The organism is Kitasatospora putterlickiae, assembly GCF_039527695.1.
Classification (GTDB): domain Bacteria; phylum Actinomycetota; class Actinomycetes; order Streptomycetales; family Streptomycetaceae; genus Kitasatospora; species Kitasatospora putterlickiae.
In genome coordinates, this window is record NZ_BAAAKJ010000110.1 from 7,438 (window position 1) to 18,665 (window position 11,228).

The 11,228-nt window shown below is 75.0% G+C and carries 13 protein-coding genes; 7 read left to right on the top strand and 6 right to left on the bottom strand.

The window, feature by feature from the left end:
* The 3 genes from ABD308_RS11560 to ABD308_RS11570 all read left to right on the top strand — a co-directional run.
* The coding region (locus ABD308_RS11560) for a sensor histidine kinase (protein ID WP_344331992.1) at positions 1–524 on the top strand (524 nt) is incomplete at its 5' end.
* 135 nt (positions 525–659) lie between these two features.
* Positions 660–1,292: an ArsR/SmtB family transcription factor gene (locus ABD308_RS11565; protein WP_344331997.1), complete on the top strand. Its 633-nt coding sequence runs from the start codon at positions 660–662 to the stop codon at positions 1,290–1,292.
* Positions 1,289–2,686, top strand: a complete 1,398-nt coding sequence (locus ABD308_RS11570) for an MFS transporter (RefSeq protein ID WP_344331999.1) — start codon at positions 1,289–1,291, stop codon at positions 2,684–2,686. The genes ABD308_RS11565 and ABD308_RS11570 overlap by 4 nt, the downstream gene beginning before the upstream one ends.
* 62 nt (positions 2,687–2,748) lie before the next feature.
* Here the strand turns inward: ABD308_RS11570 and ABD308_RS11575 are convergent, their stop codons facing one another.
* The 3 genes from ABD308_RS11575 to ABD308_RS11585 all read right to left on the bottom strand — a co-directional run bounded on the left by ABD308_RS11575 (position 2,749) and on the right by ABD308_RS11585 (position 5,101).
* Entirely contained in the window at positions 2,749–3,276 is a 528-nt protein-coding gene (locus ABD308_RS11575; RefSeq protein ID WP_344332027.1) for a sugar O-acetyltransferase, read from the bottom strand.
* Between the two features lie 184 nt (positions 3,277–3,460).
* Positions 3,461–4,138 (bottom strand): DUF6629 family protein, encoded by a 678-nt coding sequence (locus ABD308_RS11580; protein ID WP_344332001.1) that lies wholly within the window; start codon positions 4,136–4,138, stop codon positions 3,461–3,463.
* 18 nt (positions 4,139–4,156) lie between these two features.
* Positions 4,157–5,101, bottom strand: a complete 945-nt coding sequence (locus ABD308_RS11585; protein ID WP_344332003.1) for a DMT family transporter — start codon at positions 5,099–5,101, stop codon at positions 4,157–4,159.
* Between the two features lie 287 nt (positions 5,102–5,388).
* Between ABD308_RS11585 and ABD308_RS11590 the strand changes: the two genes are divergently transcribed.
* On the top strand, positions 5,389–5,652 hold the full coding sequence (locus ABD308_RS11590) for a dsRBD fold-containing protein (RefSeq protein WP_344332005.1): 264 nt from the start codon (positions 5,389–5,391) through the stop codon (positions 5,650–5,652).
* Here ABD308_RS11590 and ABD308_RS11595 read toward each other — a convergent pair.
* Entirely contained in the window at positions 5,646–7,172 is a 1,527-nt protein-coding gene (locus ABD308_RS11595) for an MFS transporter (RefSeq protein WP_344332007.1), read from the bottom strand. The genes ABD308_RS11590 and ABD308_RS11595 overlap by 7 nt on opposite strands.
* Positions 7,173–7,279: 107 nt before the next feature.
* Between ABD308_RS11595 and ABD308_RS11600 the strand changes: the two genes are divergently transcribed.
* Positions 7,280–8,038 (top strand): TetR/AcrR family transcriptional regulator, encoded by a 759-nt coding sequence (locus tag ABD308_RS11600; RefSeq protein ID WP_344332009.1) that lies wholly within the window; start codon positions 7,280–7,282, stop codon positions 8,036–8,038.
* Here ABD308_RS11600 and ABD308_RS11605 read toward each other — a convergent pair.
* Positions 8,016–8,909 carry a helix-turn-helix domain-containing protein gene (locus ABD308_RS11605; protein ID WP_344332010.1) on the bottom strand — a complete coding sequence of 298 codons (894 nt, stop codon included), beginning with the start codon at positions 8,907–8,909 and terminating at the stop codon, positions 8,016–8,018. The two genes, ABD308_RS11600 and ABD308_RS11605, sit on opposite strands and share 23 nt — an antisense overlap.
* Positions 8,910–9,091: 182 nt before the next feature.
* Between ABD308_RS11605 and ABD308_RS11610 the strand changes: the two genes are divergently transcribed.
* Positions 9,092–9,664, top strand: a complete 573-nt coding sequence (locus ABD308_RS11610; protein ID WP_344332011.1) for a hypothetical protein — start codon at positions 9,092–9,094, stop codon at positions 9,662–9,664.
* Positions 9,665–9,718: 54 nt separating this feature from the next.
* Here the strand turns inward: ABD308_RS11610 and ABD308_RS11615 are convergent, their stop codons facing one another.
* Complete coding sequence (locus ABD308_RS11615; protein WP_344332013.1) at positions 9,719–10,624, bottom strand: alpha/beta fold hydrolase; 906 nt, start codon at positions 10,622–10,624, stop codon at positions 9,719–9,721.
* A 95-nt stretch (positions 10,625–10,719) separates the two neighbouring features.
* Here ABD308_RS11615 and ABD308_RS11620 point away from each other — a divergent pair, with 95 nt between their 5' ends.
* The gene (locus ABD308_RS11620) at positions 10,720–11,175 is read left to right on the top strand and encodes a MarR family winged helix-turn-helix transcriptional regulator (protein WP_425554742.1); all 456 of its coding nucleotides are present in this window, start codon (positions 10,720–10,722) and stop codon (positions 11,173–11,175) included.
* The last annotated feature ends 53 nt before the right edge of the window (positions 11,176–11,228 follow it).

The following is an 11,228-nucleotide window of genomic DNA, read 5'->3' on the forward strand; positions in this document are numbered from 1 at the left end:
GCGGCGGTGGCGTTCCACTCCTCGGCGAGGCGGACGCGCGGCACGTACAGCCGGCCGAGCTGGTGGGGCGGGTGCTGCGGGGCGGCGGCCGGGCCGCGTCGGTGACCGCGCGGGTGCCGGTGGGGCTGCCGGTGGTGGTCGCGGACTCGGTGCGGCTGGAGGCGGCGCTGGCGGGGCTGGTGGACCACGCGATCCGCCGCAACCCGCAGGGCACCCGGGTCCTGGTCCGGGCCGATCCGCTGCCGGGGCCGGACGGCCGGTTCGGCGGCCGGGGCGGGGCGACCGAGCCCGCCCGGGTGGAGGTCCGGGTGGTGGACCGGGGGGCCTCGGAGGCGCCGGGGGCACGGCAGTGGTTGTTCGGCCGGCCGGCCGGCACGGCGGCGGGCGACCCGGAGGACGGGACCGGGCCGGTCGGGCCGTCGATGGCGGGCCTGGTCCGGGCGGCCGGCGGGCGGATGGAGGTGGAGCAGACGCCCGGCGGCGGGTTGACGGTGGTCGTGGTGCTGAGCGTCGCGCGGGACTGAGCGGGACTGAGGGGGACTGGGCGGGACTGCGCGGGACTTGGCGGGACTGAGGCGCCCCGGGGCCTGTTCGAATCCGCAAAGAGTTCTTCGCAAAAACCCTTTGCGAAGACTCCTTTGCGGTCCTAGGGTGCTGCCATGACCGATGAGCGCGGGTGGCCGCACAGTCCGGACCCCCAGACCGATGTCGTGATCGACGCCAAGGGCCTGCGGGCCCTGGCCCACCCCGTGCGCGTGCAACTGGTCGGGCTGCTCCGCAAGAACGGGCCGTCCACCGCCACCAGGCTGGCCGAGCAGTTGGGGCTGAACTCCGGCGCGACCAGCTACCACCTGCGCCAACTCGCGGCCGCGGGCTTCGTCGCCGAGGACACCGAGCGCGGCAATGCCCGGGACCGCTGGTGGAAGGCGGTCCACCAGGTGACGTGGTGGACGGACACCGACCTCGCGGAGCAGGAGCCGGAGGCGGCGCTCGGCTATCTGCGCTCGATCGTGGCGTCGCACACCCTGACCGCGCAGACGGCGCTCAACTCCCTGGAGACCATGCCGGTCGAGTGGCGGAACGCGCTGGACCTCAGCGACATGGTGCTCCAGATCACCCCGGAGGAGGCCCGGTCGCTGGCGGGGGAGCTGGCGGCGGTGGTCGCGCGCTACCGCCGGATCGACCCGGAGGCGTCCGCTCCGGAGGGCACGGACCGGGTGGCCGTGGTCGTCCAGGTGCTGCCCGAGCCGCAGGCCTGCGCGGACGCGGACGAAGCGGGCGGCCGGTCATGACCGCGCGGTCCGCGGTTCCCGCCCCGGCCCCGGCGGCGGCCGCCCCGTCGCGCAGCCTGCGGCCGATGGTCGGCGTGCTGACGGCGATGGCGATCTCGCTGACCGGTACCCGGGTGTCGGCGATCGCCCTGCCGTGGTTCGTGCTCGCCACCACCGGCAGTCCCGCGATGACCGGCACGGTCGCGTTCGTCGAGCTGGCGCCCTATGTGCTGGTCAAGGCGTTAATCGGGCCGGTGGTCGACCGGCTCGGGCCGCGGGTCGTCTCCTGGACCACGGACGCGGTGAGTGCCGTCGCGGCGGGCCTCGTGCCGCTGCTGCACGGCCTGGGGCTGCTGCCGTTCTGGCTGCTGCTGGTCATGGTCGCGGTGATCGGTGCCGCCCGTGGCCCGGGGGACCTCGCCAAGGAGGTCATGGTCCCCGAGGCGGCCGACCGGGGCCGGATCCCGCTGGAGCGGGCCACCGGACTGGCCGGTGTGACCGAGCGGCTGGCCTCGACGATCGGCCCGGCGGTCGGCGGTGGGCTGGTCGCCCTGCTGGGCCCGATGGCCGGGCTGACGGTGAACGCGGTCGCCTTCGCGCTCGGCTCGCTGGTCATCGCCGTGGCGCTGCCGCGCGGGACGGGCCACTCCACCGTCCCGTCCCCGTCGGACACCGAGGGGGGCGAGGAGGAGCGGCCCGCCGGCTACTGGCAGCTGTTCCGGGAGGGCTTCGCGTTCCTGCGGCAGGAACCGCTGCTGCTGACGATCATCGTGATGATTGCGGTGACCAACCTGCTGGACGCCGCGTTCCTGACCGTGCTGGTCCCGGTCTGGGCCCGGGAGTCGGGCGGCGGCCCGGCCGCGATCGGTGTGACCGGGACGGCCTGGGGGATCGCGGCCGTGGTCGGCAGCCTGATCGCGGCGGCGGTCGCCCACCGGCTTCCCCGGCGGATGGTGTTCTTCGGCGGCTTCCTGCTCGGCGGCGCCCCGAGGTTCATCGTCCTGGCGCTGGACGTGCCGATGAGCGTGGTGGTCGCCGTGTTCGTGGTGAGCGGTTTCGGGGCCGGATTCCTCAACCCGATCCTCAGCGCCGTCCTGTTCGAGCGGGTCCCGCGCAATCTGCTGGGGCGGGTCAACGCCCTGGGTGACTCCCTCTCCTGGGCCGGGATCCCGCTGGGCGGCCTGCTGGCCGGCGCGGCGGTGGCGATGTCGGGGCTGATACCGGTGCTGCTCGTGTCCGGCGGTCTGTACTTCCTCGTCACCACCCTGTCCGGCCTGCGACCGGAGTGGCGGGAGATGGACCGTGAACGTGGCCGCGCCCCGGCGACGGCCGCCGACACGAGCAGCGAACCCGCGGCGAAGGTGCCCGCCCCGTCCGCCTCGGGGCAGGTGGCGGCCGGAGGCCGGGCGGAGTGACGTTCACCGCGACCCGCCAGTCGGCCGCAGACCGCCGGACGTGCCGCTCTGCCCGGCCGGGATCAGTCGATCGTCTTGATCACCCGGGCGGGGACTCCGGCGACCAGGGTCCCGCTGGGAACATCCCGGGTGACCACCGCGCCGGCGGCGACCACCGAGCCGGCACCAATGGTCACGCCCTGCGTGATCACGGCAGCCGTCCCGATCCAGACGTTGTCCTCGATGACGATCGGAGCGAAGGAGAGGTACTGACGGCGCTCGGCGAGGGGCAGAGGGTGCCCTCCGGTGATGAGGCTGACCTTCGGGGCGATCATGACACCGTTGCCGATGCGGATCCCGCCCCTGTCCATGAACGTGCACCCCTGGTTGACGAAGACGTTCTTCCCGAACGTCGTGTTCAGCCCGTGCTCGGTGAAGAACGGCGGGTAGATCGTCACCGATTCCGGAAGCGGGCCACCGAACACGAGGGACAGGAGTTCGGCACGACCCTCGTGGTCGCTGAAGGGCAGCACGTTCAGCCGGGACGTCGCGTCGGTCACCTCCGCGACTCGCTCCGCGAGGCGCGCGAACTCGGGCGACCGGATTTCCATGACCTGGTCTGTGCGAGTAGACATGCGCCGATCCCACCACCTTGCGGAGCGCGCGATCAAACAACTCCACCGCCCGTCAGACACAACCGGCCGTTGTAGAAGTAGGTGCGGACGCGGGCCGTGCGACCCCGGCGGCCGTCCATCGCCCGTCATAGCGGCGGCGGGTGCGGTCAGCGGTCAGCGGTCAGTGGTCAGCCGGCCGTGCGGGGTGCGGGTGCGGGGGAGGGGCGGACGTCCAGCGGAGCAGGAGGGTGGAGGTGATGGCGGCGAGGGCGCACCAGGTGGAGATGAAGGCCAGGTGCCAGAGGAGGGCGCAGATCAGGGCGGCGGTGGTGGTGAGGAGGCCAAGGCGGCGCAGCTGGAGGTCGCCGCTGAGGAGGAGCGCGCCGACGGTGGCGAGCAGATAGCCGGCCAGGAGGAGAACGGGGTGGGGGATGCCGATGCGGTAGTCGAGGGTGTGGGCGTGGGCGGTGACGTCGACCGGGTGGGTGGCGAGGGCGTGGGCCAGTGGCGCGGCGACCAGGAGGCCGAGGAGGACCAGGGCGGAGAGCAGCCGCCGCCGGGTCCGGCCGGCGTCGACGGCGGCGCGGCGCACGCCGATCGGCACCAGCAAGGGGAGCACGGGCAGGGCGATCACCGCCCAGGCCGTGCGGGCCCAGGCGGCCGGGGCGGCGGGCAGTTCGCCGTCGGCGCCGAGCCAGACCGCGGCCTCGATCAGCTGGTGCACGCCGAGCACCAGGGGGAGCGCGGCGAGCGGCAGGCGTTCCGGCCGGCCGGAACGGTGGGCGCGGGCCAGGCAGAGCACACCGACGGCCGTCACCGCGCCGCCGGCGACGAGGTCGGCCCGGGCACTCCAGCACATGGGGGCTCCTGCGGTCGGTCAGCCGCGGTCGGTGGGTGGGTCATGGGGAGTGTCGTGGGCGTCGTCCCCCGCCGAGCCGTCGGGGAGCTCACCAGTGGACTCCAGGATGTCGCCGACGGTGCCGGGCAGGGCCGGGTGGCGGCCGATCACCACCACGCCGATCACGATGGCCACCAGGCCGGCCGCCTGCCAGGCCAGCGCGCCGGGGTTGACCCGGAGGCGGTCGCCGAGGAACCCCACCGCGCAGGCGATCCCGGTGATCGGCTGGGCGGCCGTCAGCGCGGGCAGGGACATCCGCAGCGGCGCGGCCTCGAAGGCGCTCTGGACCAGCAGCAGACCGACCACCCCGGCCGCCACCACCGCGTACGGCTGCCAGCTGCGCAGCACGGCCTCCAGCCCGTGCTGGTCGAGCCGTTGGGTGGTGGTGCGGGTGAGCGCGTCCTGGAGCCCGTAGAGCAGTCCGGCGGCCAGGGCGAGCACCGTCGCCTCCTCGAACAGTGGCAGTCGGCGGGCCGTCGAGATCAGCAGCAGCGTCAGTCCGACCACCGTGCCGACCACCAGCCAGTGCCGCAGTTCGCTGGCCGGCGCGCCGCCGCCGGTGGGGCGGCCCGCCACGATGAACGCGGTCACGCCGAGTGCGAGCAGCAGCACCCCGGCCCAGCCGGAGCGCCCGAGCGTCTGGCGGGTCAGCACCCGGGCGAGCGCCATCGCGAAGATGAGGTTGGTGGCGAGCAGCGGTTCGACGAGCGATACCTCGCCCTGGTTGAGGGCGAGCGCGGAGAGGACCAGTCCGGTGATCATGAAGCCGGTGCCGAGCAGCCACTCCGGCATCCGCAGCAGGTCCAGCAGCAGGCGCCAGTGCAGCAGGTCGGCACGCGGTGCCCGCTGCGCCGCGTGCTGCTGGAGCACGAATCCGAGGCCCAGGAAGCAGGCGGCGCTCAGGGCCAGGACGAAGACCGCCACGGAGGGACCACCCGAGGGTTGTTGACCGCACCGGCCCGGTGATCCCCGGTGATCCGGAGCGGGGTGTCCCGCGGCAACGGCGCGTTTGGCCCAGCCTACCGCCGGGGTGCGGCGCTGACCCCGTGGAGCGCCGCCCGGCGGGTCGCGGCGGACGGTGTGCGCGGCCGTCCGCCCGGTTGCCGCCGCCGTGCCGGGGGGCGCACGCTGGGGGGAGCGGCCGTCGCGGGAGCACCGCCCGCACCGGCCCGAGCAGGCGTGACCGGGGGAGCGCCGCCAGGAGGTGTGGCATGCACAACGAGTGGGCTGTGGAGCTGAGCTTCGAGGAGGACGGCGTCCACACCGGATGCCAGGCGAGGCTGACCGGCGCGTGGGCCCCGGGCCTGAGCGCGCACGGGGAGTCGACCAGGAGCGTGGACGACCGCCCGCTCGCCAGGATCGGCGAGGAGGTCGCGGCCTCACGCGCGCTGGACGCGCTGTCCCGCAAGCTGAAGGCCCAGGCCGACGGGGAGATCGAGGACGAGGGCCACCGGCCGGGGTACCTGATCTACTGACGCGCCGGCGGGGCGAAGAGCAGCGCGACCAGGGCGGCCACGCCGAGCAGCCCGGCGGTGACCACGAACGCCTGGTCGTAGCCGGCGGCGAGGGCTGCCCGCGCGGCGTCCCCGGCCGAGTCGAACCCGCCCGAGCCGAACCCGCCCGAGCCGAATCCGTCTGAGCCAGACCCGGCCGAGCCGGACCCGTCCGTGGAGGCGCGGCGGGTGGCCGCCACCGCGACGGTTGACAGGACGGCCAGCCCGATGCCGCCACCGCACTGGCGGCCGGCGTTGAGCAGCCCGCTGACCAGTCCGGCCTCGCGCGGGTCGACGCCCGAGGTGCCCATCGCGGTGTTGGCGACCATGCAGACGCCGACGCCCACGCTGGTCACGATCGACGGTCCGGCGAAGCCGGTCAGATAGTCGGAGTCCAGGCCGAGTCCGCCGAACCAGAGCATCCCCAGAGCGGAGAGCAGCAGCGCGCCGGTGAGCGTGGCCCGGCCGCCGAAGCGGGCGACGAGCCGGCCCGCGATCATGCTGCCCGCCGCCGTCCCGGCGCAGAACGGCAGGAACGCGGCGCCGGCCGCCAGCGGTCCGTAGCCCAGGACGTTCTGCAGGAACAGCGAGCTGAAGTAGAAGCCGGCCAGCATGCCCGCGCCGAGCAGGGTCACGAGCAGGCTCGACAGCCAAGCCGTCCGGGCCCGCAGCACGCCGAGCCGGACGATCGGCGACCGCGCGTACCGGGCCTCCCAGCACAGGAAGGACAGGCCGAGCAGCACGGTGGTGGCGAGCGTCCCGAGGGTGCGGACCGAGCCCCACGGGTGGCGGTCGGTCTCCATCAGGCCGTAGACCAGGACGGTCAAAGCGCCGGTGCCGAGCACGGCGCCGAGCACGTCGGGCCGGCCGGCGAGCGGCGGGCGGACGGCGGGCACCGAACGGACCGCCAGGAGGAGGCCGACGAGCACGATCGGCGCGTTGACGAAGAACACCCAGCGCCAGTCGAGCAGGTCGGTCAGCACACCGCCGAGCAGGACGCCCAGCGCGCTGCCGCCCGCCGTCACCATCGACCAGATGCCGACGGCCCGCGCCCTGGCGGCCCCCTCGGCGAAGGTCACCATGATCAGCGTCAGCCCGATCGGCGCCAGCACGGCGGCCGCCACGCCCTGGCCGGCCCGGGCCGCGACCAGCTGCGCGGGGGTCTGCGCGAACCCGCCGAACACCGAGGTGAGGCCGAAGAGCACCAGTCCGCAGAGCAGCGCGCGGCGGTGTCCGACGAGGTCGGCGGTGCGGCCGCCGAGCAGCAGCAGGCCGCCGAGGGCGAGCGCGTAGGCGTTGACCACCCAGGGCAGCGAGCCGTCGGCGAAGCCGAGGGAGTCGCCCATGGCGGGGAGCGCGACGTTCACGATGCTGGCGTCCAGGGTGACCATCAGCTGGCAGACCGAGACGGCGGCCAGGACCAGGCCGGGACGGGCGCCGGCACGTGGGGGAACGCGGGACGCGGGCGGGGCGGTGCTGCGGGGCGGCGCGGCTTCGGGCATGGCGACCTCCGATGCGAACGTTGTTCGCGTAAGGTAAGCCTTACTTGCTGGCGGGTGCAAGCGCACAGGTCGGCGGCAGGTCGGCGCGGCCGTGGGAGGATGGCGGCGTGTCAGAACGGAGCGGCCGGCCGGGCGTCGGCGAACACCAGGCGGACGGGTCGAGCGGCACCGGGAGGCAGGGTGCGGAGAGCCAGGGCGCAGGGGGGCTGGACGCCGAGCGCGGCAGGTACGGCCGCAAGCGGCCCCGCCCCGGGCTGACCACGGCCGGGGTGGTCGCCGCCGGGCGCCGGGTGATCGAGCGTGACGGCATCGACGCGCTCACCATGCGGGCCGTCGCTAGTGAACTCGGCACGGCCCCCGCGTCCCTGTACCGGCACGTGACCGACCGTGAAGCGCTGCTCATCGCCGTCCTGGAGCAGGTCGCGGAGGGCATCCCGGTCGACGTCCCGGGCACGGGGCCGCGGGAACGGCTGCTGCGCCGGCTGCTCGGCGCCCACGACTACATGGTCGGGCACGCCTGGGTGCTGCACGTCCTGATCCGCGGCGAGCTGATCGCCCGGAACGCACTCGCGTTCAACAACGCCTGTCTCGCCGATCTGATGGCCGCCGGACTGTCGCCCGGGCGCGCGCTGACCGCGTTCCGCGCCTGCTGGCACCTGGTCCTGGGGGAGCTGCTCTCCGAGCACCCGGTCAGCCCGCCTCGCGAGCCGAGCCAGCGGCGGGCCGTCATCGAGGCCGCCGACCGCGAGCGGCTGCCCGCGCTCGGGCAGGTGCTGGCCGAGGTGGGCTTCATCGGGGTGGGGGAGCGCTGCGGGGACCTGGAGGTGGCGCTCGGGGCGCTGATCACCGGGCTGGTGGAGCGCTAGCCGCGCGCAGCTCGCCCGGCGTCACGCCGTACACGGCGCGGAAGGCCCGGCTGAGGTCCGCGGGGTGCCGGAAGCCCCGGCGCAGGGCGATGTCGCCGATCGTGCGACGGTGCTGGCGCGGGTCGGTGAGGTCCTCGCGGCACCGTTCGAGCCGGCGCCGGCGGATGGTCGCGGCGACCGTCCGGGGGCGGGCCCGGAACGCGTGGTGCAGGGTGCGCACCGAGATGTGGAGGTGGGCGGCGATCGCGGCCGGGTCCAGGCCGGGGTCGCCGAGGTTGTGGTCGATGAACGCGTCGGCCCGGGCGAGCAGCACGTGTTCGCGGGTCTCGACCGGCAGCAGGCCCTCCGCGTCCAGGCCGAGCAGCGCGCCGGCGGGCGAGCGGGTGGTGAGGGGAGTGCCCAGGAGCCGGTTCAGCCGGGTGGCGGGCAGCGGCAGGCCGGCCTGGGGCAGCAGCATCAGGACGACCTGGTGGCGGCGGTCCCGGTCGAGGAAGTCCGCCACGATCGGGTCGGAGGTGGAGTACAGGGCCAGGCCGCCGGCGCTGAGGTGGGCCGTGCGACGTGACTGCTCCACCTGGATCGGGGCGCCCCGGACGAGGACCAGGAAGTACTGCTCCGGGTCCAGGCGCCGGATCTGCGCGGGTGTGCGGCGGGCCGTCAGCGTGGTGAGGCTGAACTCCGCGACCCGGGCACCGGGCAGCTCCACCATCCGGGCCCGGCCCGCGAAGTCGCCCGCGCGGTCGCTGCTGAGCGCCACCGGGATGACGTCGCTCTCCATCAGGCACTGCCACCAGCCGAGTCGCTCCTGGGCCGGCACCCCGTCGGTGGACAGCGACACCACCGATGCGCCGGGTTCGGTTGTCAGGGACACCTAGCGATGGTCCGACGGCGGCGCCCGCGCGTCCAGGCTGTTGTCGGCCACCGTGGGCGTCAACCGCGCGCAGGACCAAGGAGATCGGCGCTCAGCGCCAATGACGGTCGCGTCGCGCCGCGGTCACGATGAGTTCCGTGCACGGCCAGTTCGGAGCACGTCCGACCACGAGAGGTGACACCGTGCCACAGACCGACCGCCGTCGAACCGCCGCGCCGAGGAGGATCCTCGCCGCCCTGGTCCTGAGCCTGCTCGCCCTGATGGGCGCGACGAGCACGGCCGCCGCGGCCCCGGCCGCCCCGGCCGCAGGCTTCGCCGCCCAGGCCCGCGCCCTCGGGCTCACCCCCGGCCAGGCCGAGCGCCTGCAGGCCCGGGTCGACGGCTACCTCGCGAGCACCGGCGGCACCCAGATCGCCGCCGACCGGATCGCCCTGCCCGGCGGGGAGTTGCGACTGGCCCTGCCCGGGGAGCAGCGCACCGGCGACGCGTCGCTCGTGGGCATCCCCTGTCCGTACACCTGGGTGTGCGCCTACAGCGACCCGAACTACCAGGGTGACGCCCTGATGCTCTTCACCTGCGGCAGGCTGACCCCGGTGTCGTGGGGCGGGACCGGCTCGTGGATCAACAACCAGCGGGCCGAACTGCGCGTCAAGTTCTACAACAGCGACAAGAACGTCGGCTGGACCTCACCCGGCGGCTACAGCTCGGACCCCAACGCCCCTTGGGGCTGGGTCTACTGGCTCAACCCCTGCTGAACCGACCGCCCGACCCTGGCGCGGCCCGGCACCGCCGGGTCGCGCCACCGTGCGTCAGCGGTGGTCGGGGGCCAGGAAATCGGTGAGGCGGCGGCTGAGTTCGTCCGGGTGGGCCGTCAGCAGGGTGTAGTGGGAGGTGTCGGGCAGGATGGCGACCGTGGCGTCCGGCAGGGCCCGGCGGGCGCGGGCGGCCACGGCGCGGGCGTCGTGGGCGCGGCTCCGTTCGGCGAGCAGGACGAGGGCGGGGGCCGCGAGCGCGCGCAGTTCCGCCGGGGTGGGGCGGGGGCCGGTGACCGGACGGGCGGCGGGGAAGCCCGCGAAGCCGAGGGCGTAGAGCTCGCGCCAGGCGGGGTCGAGGCGGGTGCCGCCGCTCTCCCGGTCGAGGTGGCCGCGGGCCTTGGCGGCGGTGCGGGGCGGGAGGAACAGCGGCAGCGCGCGGAGCAGGAACCCGGCCCGGAACCCGGCGAAGCACTGGGTGGGGTCGAGCAGCGCGAGCCGCCGGACCCGGGCGGGGGCGTGCAGGGCGTAGCGCAGGGCGATCCACCCGCCGTACGAGTGGCCAGCGAGGTCGGCGCCGGGCAGGTCGAGCCCGTCGAGGACGGCGTCGAGCCAGCCGAGCAGCGCGGGGACGCCGCCGAGGCGGGGGTGGTCGAGGGTGCTGCGGCCCGGGTCGCCGACGAGGTCGACGGCGAGCACCCGGTGGCCGGCCGCCGCGAGGGCGGGGGCGGTGGCGGACCAGCAGAGGGCGGTGGCGCCGCCGCCGTGCAGCAGCACCAGCGGGCGGCCGTCGCGCGGACCGCAGGCGTTGACCCGGGTGGCGCCGTACGGGGTGGGGACGGTGAGCGCCTCGACGGGTACGGGCCAGCGGGCCAGGGCCTCGTCGTAGGCGGCGAGGAAGGCCTCCGGGGAGGGGGACCGGGTGGGGGAGGGGCCGGGGCCGGCGGCAGGGCGTGCGGACATAGTCTTCCCCCAGGGTTCGACGCATTCGCTCGGTGGGCATGTATCTCGCTCAGCGAGAGAATACGTCGAGGGGACTCCGGAGGGAAGGAGACGAGGTGGAGCCGGAGCGGACGCCGCTGCAGCTGGTCCATCTGCTGCGCGGGCTGACCGTCGAACTCGACCTGTTCGGCGCCGAGTTCGCCGCACGGAACGGCCTGCACCCGACCGACCTGCGGGCGCTGATCCACGTGCTGGACGCCCGGCGGGCCGGGACGGTGGTCACCCCGGGGCGGCTCGGCGAGGCGCTGGGGCTGAACTCGGCCGGGACGACCGGGCTGGTCGACCGGCTGGAGCGGCTCGGGCTGATCCGCCGCGAGCGCGATCCGGGGGACCGCCGCAGGGTGCGGCTGGTGGTGGAGGAGCGCGCGATCGAGCTCGGCCAGGGCTTCTTCGGCGGGCTGATCGCCGATCTGGTGGCCGCGATGGGGGCGTTCGGGGACGCGGAACTCGCGGTGGCGCGGCGGTTCCTGGAGGCGATGACCGAGGTGGTGGCCGCGGCCCGGGCGGAGTGAGGAGACGCGCGGCACCGGCCCCGGCGGCGTGGTCCGCGCCGCCGGGGCCGGTC

Excerpts from the sequence above, each read along its gene's own strand:
- ABD308_RS11580 (WP_344332001.1), bottom strand. The coding sequence starts at position 4,138 with ATGTGCTGGAGTGCCCGGGCCGACCTCGTCGCCGGCGGCGCGGTGACG.
- ABD308_RS11565 (WP_344331997.1), top strand. The coding sequence starts at position 660 with ATGACCGATGAGCGCGGGTGGCCGCACAGTCCGGACCCCCAGACCGAT.
- ABD308_RS11575 (WP_344332027.1), bottom strand. The coding sequence starts at position 3,276 with ATGGAAATCCGGTCGCCCGAGTTCGCGCGCCTCGCGGAGCGAGTCGCG.
- ABD308_RS11595 (WP_344332007.1), bottom strand. The coding sequence starts at position 7,172 with ATGCCCGAAGCCGCGCCGCCCCGCAGCACCGCCCCGCCCGCGTCCCGC.
- ABD308_RS11570 (WP_344331999.1), top strand. The coding sequence starts at position 1,289 with ATGACCGCGCGGTCCGCGGTTCCCGCCCCGGCCCCGGCGGCGGCCGCC.
- ABD308_RS11590 (WP_344332005.1), top strand. The coding sequence starts at position 5,389 with ATGCACAACGAGTGGGCTGTGGAGCTGAGCTTCGAGGAGGACGGCGTC.
- ABD308_RS11615 (WP_344332013.1), bottom strand. The coding sequence starts at position 10,624 with ATGTCCGCACGCCCTGCCGCCGGCCCCGGCCCCTCCCCCACCCGGTCC.